8 protein-coding genes and 1 tRNA gene are annotated in these 10,029 nt (G+C 33.2%); 2 read left to right on the top strand and 7 right to left on the bottom strand.

What is annotated here, in order from left to right; all coding sequences use genetic code 11:
• Window positions 1-116: 116 nt before the first annotated feature.
• Window positions 117-190: transfer RNA gene (locus R6X41_RS17190), tRNA-Thr, on the bottom strand.
• 61 nt (window positions 191-251) lie between these two features.
• Window positions 252-521, bottom strand: coding sequence for a hypothetical protein (locus tag R6X41_RS17185; RefSeq protein ID WP_318501588.1), 270 nt, complete (start codon window positions 519-521; stop codon window positions 252-254).
• A gap of 454 nt (window positions 522-975) precedes the next feature.
• On the opposite strand from R6X41_RS17185, the gene R6X41_RS17180 reads away from it, so the two are divergent.
• Window positions 976-1,347 carry a hypothetical protein gene (locus tag R6X41_RS17180; protein WP_318501587.1) on the top strand — a complete coding sequence of 124 codons (372 nt, stop codon included), beginning with the start codon at window positions 976-978 and terminating at the stop codon, window positions 1,345-1,347.
• A gap of 35 nt (window positions 1,348-1,382) precedes the next feature.
• Here the strand turns inward: R6X41_RS17180 and R6X41_RS17175 are convergent, their stop codons facing one another.
• Genes R6X41_RS17175 through idi form a run of 3 tightly spaced genes read right to left on the bottom strand, consistent with a single transcriptional unit; the run spans window position 1,383 to window position 3,296 of the window.
• Window positions 1,383-2,354 (bottom strand): type I phosphomannose isomerase catalytic subunit, encoded by a 972-nt coding sequence (locus tag R6X41_RS17175; protein ID WP_318501586.1) that lies wholly within the window; start codon window positions 2,352-2,354, stop codon window positions 1,383-1,385.
• Between the two features lie 7 nt (window positions 2,355-2,361).
• Window positions 2,362-2,772, bottom strand: a complete 411-nt coding sequence (locus R6X41_RS17170; protein ID WP_318501585.1) for a 6-pyruvoyl trahydropterin synthase family protein — start codon at window positions 2,770-2,772, stop codon at window positions 2,362-2,364.
• A 2-nt stretch (window positions 2,773-2,774) separates the two neighbouring features.
• Window positions 2,775-3,296 carry an isopentenyl-diphosphate Delta-isomerase gene (gene idi, locus R6X41_RS17165; protein ID WP_318501584.1) on the bottom strand — a complete coding sequence of 174 codons (522 nt, stop codon included), beginning with the start codon at window positions 3,294-3,296 and terminating at the stop codon, window positions 2,775-2,777.
• Between the two features lie 126 nt (window positions 3,297-3,422).
• On the opposite strand from idi, the gene R6X41_RS17160 reads away from it, so the two are divergent.
• The gene (locus R6X41_RS17160) at window positions 3,423-5,012 is read left to right on the top strand and encodes a peptide chain release factor 3 (RefSeq protein ID WP_318501583.1); all 1,590 of its coding nucleotides are present in this window, start codon (window positions 3,423-3,425) and stop codon (window positions 5,010-5,012) included.
• Between the two features lie 179 nt (window positions 5,013-5,191).
• Here R6X41_RS17160 and R6X41_RS17155 read toward each other — a convergent pair whose 3' ends face one another.
• A complete protein-coding gene (locus R6X41_RS17155; RefSeq protein WP_318501582.1) occupies window positions 5,192-5,509 on the bottom strand; it encodes a DUF3467 domain-containing protein in 318 nt (105 codons plus the stop codon).
• A gap of 175 nt (window positions 5,510-5,684) precedes the next feature.
• The gene (gene rpoC / locus R6X41_RS17150; protein ID WP_318501581.1) at window positions 5,685-9,989 is read right to left on the bottom strand and encodes a DNA-directed RNA polymerase subunit beta'; all 4,305 of its coding nucleotides are present in this window, start codon (window positions 9,987-9,989) and stop codon (window positions 5,685-5,687) included.
• Between the last annotated feature and the right edge of the window lie 40 nt (window positions 9,990-10,029).

Raw genomic sequence — 10,029 nt, 5'->3', positions numbered from 1 at the left:
AAAACACACCTCTCTTTTCCGTTTTAAAATCAGTTTGTGTTTTTATATAAAGGTATAAGAGCAAAAAACATTAAAGCAAAAAAAAAGTCCAATGTAAAAACATTGAACTTTTAAAGAGCCGATGGAGGGACTCGAACCCACGACCTGCTGATTACAAATCAGCTGCTCTAGCCAGCTGAGCTACATCGGCCTGAAAATCGAGTGCAAATATAAGACTATTTCTAGTATCTGCAAATCTTTTTCAAAATAATTTAGCTTAAATTATTAATTTTATCAATCAACGCACGTCCATCAGTTTCTAATGCTTTGTTAATTGCCTTAAAATGAGCTTTTTTATCTTCTACATTCTTATCGTTTACTTTTGCAATTAAAGTATCAAAAGTACTGATTGCTTCATCTATAATTGCTTCACTTTGTTTTGTATCCTTGTCTGTGTTGGTATATTCCCAAACATAAACAGCTTCAATAATATCTCCTAAAACGTAATTAATATCCTTCTTTAGGTCTCTAACATTTGCCATAATATAAAATTGTATTTATTTGTCTGCAAAATTACATTAATCTCAAACAAATTTTGTTATAAAAACATTTAAATATTGTTTGATTTAAAATAATTAACTACTTTTAACTCATGAATGTAGCCAAGGTATATAATATGCAGATTTGTAATCGTATTTCACAACAGTGGAACACGATTGTCATTTTTGTGCTTAAACATAAGCTCCCCTTGCATCTTGAAATAAGTTAACTATTATATAATATAACGATAATCAATTAAGGTGCTTTTTTAAAGGCACCTTTTTTATTTTTAACCCAGTACTAATTTAAATTTTTAAAAACATGAAAAACTCAAAATCCATTAATCAGAAAAACCAGAAGCTTGTTGCATTTTCCATTCGCACAAACGTCATGTATTGTACGTACCATAATTACAATTTGAGACCCACATTAATATATCCATAAAAAACTAAAATCATGAAAACTCATATAAATACCAACGTACCTTTTACTGTAACAAAAAATGTAAGTAACGCTAACGGATTTTTATTACCTCATATTTTATATAACAAAATAAAAACGGTTGCAACTTACCCTATTAAAGAATTTTATTTACAAGACGTCCCAGATCTTGCAGATTTTAAATTTAAAATGCACAAAAACGCATTCCTAAACGACGAATTAACCATCCAAGCACAGTTAATTAAAAAACATGATTATGGCTATTTGGTAAATATTATAGTTACCAAAGCAAAGCCTATTACCAATCATCATGAAACTATTTGTAGTGCCTTGTTTGGATTTACCTTAAATGAAGATCACTTTAAGGAATCAAAAACAGCTTGTTAAATAAAATTCCCGAGTGTTACACCCGGGATTTTTTTTTACACAAAAACTTCTAAAAGTTTTGCTTGTTTTGATATAATCTGATATGTTTCTACAGCAGCTGGAAGTAAAATTGTTTCTCCTGTTTTTATGGTTTCTGAAATGCCATTTACACTAATTTCTGCTTCTCCTTCAACACACATGTATATAAGAAACGAATCGTGAATATTTTTTTTCGATAACGTTTCGGTCACTTCTAAAAACTGAGTTGTAAAATATGGACAGCTTACCATTTCGTTAGACATATTTGCTGTTTTCTCGTAAGACACTTTAAAATTGTCTTCCATATCAAAATCTATAGCATCAAGAGCTAATTCTGTATGAAGTTCTCTTTCATTACCTTCCTTATCTACACGCTCCCAATCGTAAACACGATACGTAATATCGCTAGTTTGTTGAATTTCGGCAAGCATTACTCCTGCTCCAATTGCATGTACACGACCAACTTCGATAAAAAATGTATCGCCAGTTTTAACGCGCTCTGTATTTAAAATATCAGGTAGTGTCTTATTTTCTAAATGCTCTAAATAATTACCAGGTGTAATTTTGTCTTTAAAACCTATAATTAAATTAGAATTCTCATCGGCTTGCATAACATACCACATTTCTGTTTTTCCAAAGGAATTATGACGCTTTGCAGCCAAGTCATCATTTGGATGTAATTGAATAGATAAATCCTGCTTAGCATCAATATATTTAATAAGTAGCGGAAATTTATTTTTGAAAATTCTATAATTCTGAACTCCAATAAGATTTTCCTTATACGTTTCTAAAAGAAATTTTAAAGATTTTCCTTTTAATGTTCCATTAGCAACTATTGAAGGTTCTCCATCTACATCACTAATTTCCCAACTCTCCCCAACATCTGTTGAATTACTTTTCTTATTTAATAAAGATTTTAATTTTTCACCGCCCCAAATTTTTTCTTTTAAAATCGGTGAGAATTTAATTGGGTAAACTAAATTTTCCATAATATATTTATTTACCTGAGTAGCTTACAAAGTTCCTAGGTGTTTCGTAAAGTGTAATTTCCAATTGCAGATTAGAGTCTAATTTAGGCTTTAATTTATTGTAAATAACAACTGATATGTTCTCTGCAGTAGGATTGAGATCCTTAAATTCTGGTACATCTAAGTTAAGATTTTTATGGTCGAAAGCGTCTTCTATTTCGTCTTTTATTAGTTGTTTTAGAATTTTCAAATCTATAACAAAACCTGTCTCTTGATCTATTTCTCCTGAAACACTAACTATAACATCGTAGTTGTGCCCATGGTAATTTGCATTGTTACATCTTCCAAAAATCAATTGATTTTTTTCATCGCTCCAATCCTTTCTAAATAATCTGTGGGCCGCATTAAAATACCCTTGTCGGCTAACTTTTGCTATCATATTTACGAGATATTTATATAATCATAAAACTTATCGAAAATAATTTTAAACCAAGATGTGTAACGGTCGGGATGTAATTTAATATCTACTTTTACAGCATCTAAAGTCATCCATTTCCAATCCGCAACTTCCGCTGGGTTTATATTTGGTTCACCATCATAATATCCAATTAAAACGTGATCGTATTCATGTTCGATTAAACCGTTCTCAAAAGGTGATTTATACACAAACGAAATGGTTTCTTCCAAAGCGGTAACAAATCCCATTTCTTCTTCTAAACGTCTTCTTCCTGCTTCAACATTAGATTCTCCATCGCGTTGATGGCTACAACATGTATTGGTCCATAATCCCGGTGTATGGTATTTATCTAATGCCCGTTGTTGCAACATTAACTCACTATCATCATTAAAAACAAAAACAGAAAAAGCTCTATGTAGCACGCCTTTTTCATGAGCTTCGAGTTTTGGCATCAGCCCAATTGGCTCATCATTTTCATTAACTAATATTACGTTTTCTTCTCTCATATTGTAAAAATACCAAGTAAAATTATAAAATACGTTAATGTGAAGATAAAATTAAAAAGCGGTTGCATCATTTATTACATTTCTTACTAATAATAGTATCTTTGCGTCCTATTTTCAAGAATTATTATGAGTTTTAAAAGTGAAATAAACAGACGTCGTACTTTCGGAATTATATCGCATCCAGATGCCGGTAAGACCACATTAACAGAGAAATTACTTCTATTTGGTGGCGCGATTCAAGAAGCCGGAGCTGTAAAAAGTAATAAAATAAAAAAGGGAGCGACAAGTGACTTTATGGAAATCGAACGTCAGCGTGGAATTTCTGTTGCTACTTCTGTTTTGGCTTTTGAATACGATGGTATAAAAATTAATATTCTTGACACACCTGGTCACAAGGATTTTGCGGAAGATACTTTTAGAACACTTACCGCTGTAGATAGTGTTATTGTGGTAATTGATGTTGCAAAAGGAGTTGAAGAACAAACTGAGAAATTAGTTGAAGTTTGCCGCATGCGTAACATTCCTATGATTGTTTTTATAAACAAAATGGATCGTGAAGGTAAGGATGCTTTTGATTTATTAGATGAAGTGGAACAAAAACTAGGATTAAAAGTTGTGCCATTAAGTTTCCCTATTGGAATGGGGTACGACTTTAAAGGTATTTACAATATCTGGGAAAAGAACGTGAATCTATTTAGTGGAGATAGCAGAAAAGATATTGAGGAAACCATTGAAATCTCAGATTTATCTTCTCCTGAATTAGATAAATTAATCGGAGAAAAAGCAGCAAAAACATTAAGAGAAGAAATTGAATTAGTAAGTGGTATTTATCCTGAATTCGATAAAAAAGAATATTTAGACGGACACATACAACCTGTGTTTTTTGGTTCGGCATTAAACAATTTTGGTGTTCGTGAATTATTAGATTGTTTCGTAGACATCGCACCTAAGCCTAGAGCGAAACAAAGTGAAGAGCGTTTGGTACAGCCAGACGAAGATAAGTTTACGGGCTTTGTGTTTAAAATTCATGCTAACATGGATCCAAACCACAGAAACCGTTTAGCGTTTGTTAAAATCGTATCTGGAGAATTTAAACGTAACGCGCCTTATTTACACGTAAGAAGTAATAAAAAAGTTAAATTTTCTAGTCCAAATGCCTTTTTTGCTGAAAAGAAAGAGATTGTAGATATTTCCTACCCTGGTGATATTGTAGGTTTACAAGACACCGGTAGTTTTAAAATTGGAGACACGTTTACCGAAGGTGAAATTATTAACTATAAAGGTGTTCCGAGTTTCTCTCCAGAGCATTTTAGATATATAAATAATGCTGATCCTTTAAAATCGAAACAACTTAATAAAGGTGTTGACCAGTTAATGGATGAAGGAGTTGCCCAATTATTTACGTTAGAACTTAACGGAAGAAAAGTAATTGGAACCGTTGGAGCATTACAATACGAAGTTATTCAATACCGTTTGGAACACGAATATGGTGCTAAATGTACGTATGAAAATTTAAACGTTTTTAAAGCATGTTGGGTAGAACCGAAAGATAAAAAGAGCGATGAATTCAAAGAGTTCTTGCGTGTAAAACAACGTTTTTTAGCAAAAGACAAAAGAAATCAATTGGTATTTCTAGCAGATTCTTCATTTTCATTACAGATGACCCAACAGAAATATCCAAATATTAAATTCCATATGACATCTGAGTTTGATTAAACTCGAATACGTATAAAGCAAAAAATCCCATTGAAGATATATCAATGGGATTTTTTATGCGTTATAAAATTTTAAGCTTCTCCTGTTTGTCCAAAATTTAATGGAATTGCTGTTAGCTATGAAAAAACTATTTCGAGCAACCTTAACTAACTCCTGTTTATACTTTATAAGTAAACTTATTAAGCTTCTCCTGTAGGTCCAAAGTTTAATGGAATTGGTGTTTGCTCGTAATCTTTAATTTCACCGTGGGCATTTTCAAAACGGTTAACATTATCTGCTAGTGCTTTTGAAAGGCGTTTAGCATGCTGTGGTGTTAATATAATTCTAGATTTAACCTTGCTCTTAGGTGTTCCAGGCATAATGCTTACAAAGTCTACTATAAACTCCGAAACCGAATGATTTATAATTGCTAGGTTAGAATAAATGCCTTCAGCAATTTTTTCATCTAATTCTATATTGATTTGTCCTTGTTTTTTAGGATCTTTTTCGTCTGCCATAAAAATTTTATTTTTCACTTCCACGAAGGTGGAAGTCTTATTAATACATCATTTTAAAGAAAAAGCCCTACTAAATTTAGCAGGGCTTTTTCTTTATTAAAGATCCCAACCTGCGTTGGGATAAATTCGACTTTCAGGATTCACTTCACCTAAGCTTGTGAATCCTGAGTCTTATTTAGTTATAATTAACTTCTTGTTTTTTAGCTTGCATCATTTCATCAAACTCTTCTTTAGATCCAACGATAATATGTTCGTATTTACGCATTCCTGTACCAGCTGGAATTTTGTGTCCTACAATTACATTTTCTTTAAGACCTTCAAGAGTATCAATTTTACCAGCTACAGCTGCTTCGTTAAGAACTTTAGTAGTTTCTTGGAACGATGCCGCAGAGATAAACGATTTAGTTTGAAGTGACGCTCTTGTAATACCTTGTAAGATTGGCGTAGCCGTTGCTGGCTGTGCATCTCTAGCAGTTACAATTTCTTTATCTTCACGACGTAATGATGAATTCTCATCTCTTAATGTGAAAGGCGATATTAATTGACCTTCTTTAAGATTTACAGAATCCCCAGCACTTTCAACAATTTTCAATCCGAAAATTTTATCATTTTCTTCAATAAAGTCAGCTTTATGAGCTAATTGATCTTCTAGGAAGATCGTATCACCAGAATCTATAATTCTAACTTTACGCATCATTTGTCTTACAACAACCTCGAAGTGCTTATCGTTAATTTTCACCCCTTGTAAACGGTATACTTCTTGAACTTCGTTCACTAAGTATTGTTGTACAGCTGAAGGGCCTTTAATATTTAAAATATCGTTTGGTGTAATAGAACCATCAGAAAGCGGCATACCAGCTTTTACGAAATCATTCTCTTGTACTAAGATCTGATTAGATAATTTAACTAAGTATTTCTTAATATCTCCTAATTTAGATTCTACTATAATTTCACGGTTACCACGCTTAATTTTACCAAAAGTAACAACTCCATCAATAGCACTAACAACTGCTGGGTTAGAAGGATTACGTGCTTCGAATAATTCGGTAACACGAGGTAAACCTCCTGTAATATCCCCTGCTTTTGCAGATTTACGAGGAATTTTAACTAAAATTTTACCAACTCCAATCTTTTCACCATCGTCAATCATTAAATGCGCTCCAACTGGTAAGTTGTAAGAACGAATAGGTTCTCCTTTAGCATCATCGACATGAAGTGTTGGGATTAATTTTTTGTTTCTAGATTCAGAAATTACTTTTTCTTGGAATCCTGTTTGCTCATCAATTTCAACTTGATATGTAATACCTTGTTCGATGTTTTCGTAACGTACTTTACCAGCAAATTCCGAAATAATTACACCGTTATATGGATCCCATGAACAAACCACATCTCCTTTAGAAAGTTCGGCACCATTATCAATAAAGATAGTCGAACCGTAAGGTATGTTATTCGTACTTAAAGTGATTCCGGTTTTCTTATCTACAAGTTTCAATTCTGATGTACGAGAAATAACAATATCAATTGCGTTTCCTTCGTTATCTACACCTTTAACGGTTTTAAGATCTTCGATTTCTGCAATTCCTTTAAACTTAACTACAAGTTTATTTTCTTCTGAAATGTTACCTGCAATACCCCCAACGTGGAACGTACGTAATGTTAACTGTGTTCCTGGTTCCCCAATAGATTGAGCAGCAACAACACCTACAGCTTCACCTAATTGAACCATTTTATTGGTTGCAAGGTTACGACCATAACATTTAGCACAGATACCTTTTTTAGCTTCACATGTTAATGCAGAGCGTACTTCAACACTATCTAAAGGTGATTTATTAATTGCATTAGCAATATCATCTTCGATTAATTGTCCTTCAGAAACTAATAATTCTTCAGTTAATGGATTGTATACATCGTATAAAGAAACACGTCCAATTACGCGTTCTCCAAGAGATTCTACAATTTCATCATTTTTCTTTAATGCTGTAACTTCAACACCTCTTAACGTACCACAATCTTCGCTATTTACAATAACATCTTGAGACACATCTACCAAACGACGAGTTAAGTAACCAGCATCGGCAGTTTTAAGAGCCGTATCGGCAAGACCTTTACGTGCACCGTGAGTAGAGATAAAGTATTCTAAAATTGAAAGACCTTCCTTAAAGTTAGAAAGAATCGGGTTTTCAATAATTTCTCCACCACCTGCATTCGATTTTTTAGGTTTCGCCATTAATCCACGCATACCTGTAAGCTGACGAATCTGTTCTTTAGATCCACGAGCTCCAGAATCAAGCATCATAAATACCGAGTTAAATCCTTGTTGGTCTTCACGAATACGTTTCATTGACAATTCAGTCAATTCAGCATTTGTAGACGTCCAAATATCAATAACTTGGTTATAACGTTCGTTGTTTGTTATAAGTCCCATGTTATAGTTACCCATAATACCATCAACAAGCGTATTTGCTTTATCAATCATTCCTTGTTTTTCTGGTGGGATAATAATATCTCCTAAACTAAATGATAGTCCACCTTGGAATGCAAATTTGTAACCTAAAGTTTTAATTTCGTCAAGGAAATCAGCTGTTTGTGGAACAGATGTTAATCTTAAGATATTACCAATAATATCTCTTAACGATTTTTTAGTTAAAACTTCGTTTATATATCCAGCTGCATGAGGTACTTTATCGTTAAATAAAACACGACCTACAGTAGTTTCAATAATTTGTAATACAATTTCTCCTGCTTCGTTGAAATCGTAAGTTCGTACTCTAATACCTGCATTTAAGTCAACACGTTTCTCGTTGAAAGCAATAACTACTTCTTCTGGAGAATAAAATGTTAAACCTTCACCTATAACCTTAACATCTTCTGTAGAAGTACGTAGTTTGGTCATATAATAAAGACCAAGTACCATATCCTGAGAAGGTACAGTTACTGGAGATCCGTTTGCAGGGTTCAAGATACTATGAGAAGCCAACATTAACATTTGACATTCTAAAATAGCTTCTGGTCCTAATGGTAAATGCACAGCCATCTGGTCACCATCAAAATCGGCGTTGAATGCAGTACACACTAATGGGTGTAATTGAATTGCTTTTCCTTCAATTAATTTTGGTTGGAAAGCTTGTATACCAAGTCTGTGTAACGTAGGAGCACGGTTTAGTAATACTGGATGTCCTTTAAGAACGTTCTCCAAGATATCCCAAACAACAGGCTCTTTTTTGTCTATAATTTTCTTTGCAGATTTTACAGTTTTTACAATCCCTCTTTCAATTAGTTTTCTAATTACAAAAGGTTTGTAAAGCTCGGCTGCCATAGTTTTAGGTAAACCACATTCGAATAATTTCAATTCTGGTCCTACAACAATTACAGAACGTGCAGAATAATCAACACGCTTACCTAATAAGTTTTGACGGAAACGACCTTGCTTACCTTTTAATGAATCTGATAAAGATTTTAAAGGTCTGTTAGAATCTGTTTTTACCGCTGAAGCTTTACGAGTGTTATCGAATAACGAATCTACAGATTCCTGTAACATACGTTTTTCGTTACGTAAAATAACTTCTGGTGCTTTAATCTCAACAAGACGTTTTAAACGGTTGTTACGAATAATTACACGACGATATAAATCATTTAAATCTGAAGTTGCAAAACGACCACCATCTAAAGGCACTAACGGACGTAATTCTGGTGGAATTACAGGAACAACTTTCATAATCATCCATTCTGGACGGTTCTCTCTGTTCTCGTTAGATTCGCGCAATGCTTCAACAACTTGTAAACGTTTTAACGCTTCAGTTTTACGTTGCTTAGAGGTTTCAGTATTTGCTTTATGACGTAATTGATAAGATAATGCATCTAAATCAATACGTGCTAAAAGATCTATTAAACACTCAGCACCCATTTTCGCTAGGAATTTATTTGGGTCGGTGTCTTCTAAATATTGATTGTCTTGAGGAAGTGTTTCTAAAATATTTAAATACTCTTCTTCAGTTAAGAAATCCATTTTTTGAACTGGCTCTCCTTCGGTATTTTTAGCATTACCTGGCTGAATTACTACATAACGTTCGTAGTAAATAATCATATCTAATTTCTTAGATGGTAACCCTAATAAATAACCAATTTTATTTGGTAACGAACGGAAGTACCAAATGTGTGCTACAGGAACAACAAGATTAATGTGTCCTACTCTATCACGACGTACTTTCTTTTCTGTTACTTCTACACCACAACGGTCACATACAATACCTTTGTAACGAATTCTTTTATATTTACCACAAGCACATTCATAGTCTTTTACAGGACCAAAAATACGCTCACAGAATAAACCATCTCTTTCAGGTTTATGAGTTCGATAATTGATAGTTTCTGGCTTAAGCACTTCCCCTCTTGACTCTGCTAAAATAGACTCTGGTGATGCTAAACCAATTGAGATTTTATTAAATCTCTTTATTGTATTCTTATCTTGTTTTCTTGCCATAATATATGGTGATATCGAATTATTTGTAAACTTAGTCCAT

The sequence above is a fragment of the Formosa sejongensis genome (assembly GCF_033447105.1).
In the GTDB taxonomy this organism is placed as follows: domain Bacteria; phylum Bacteroidota; class Bacteroidia; order Flavobacteriales; family Flavobacteriaceae; genus Formosa.
This window is presented reverse-complemented; position numbering and strand designations above follow the sequence as displayed.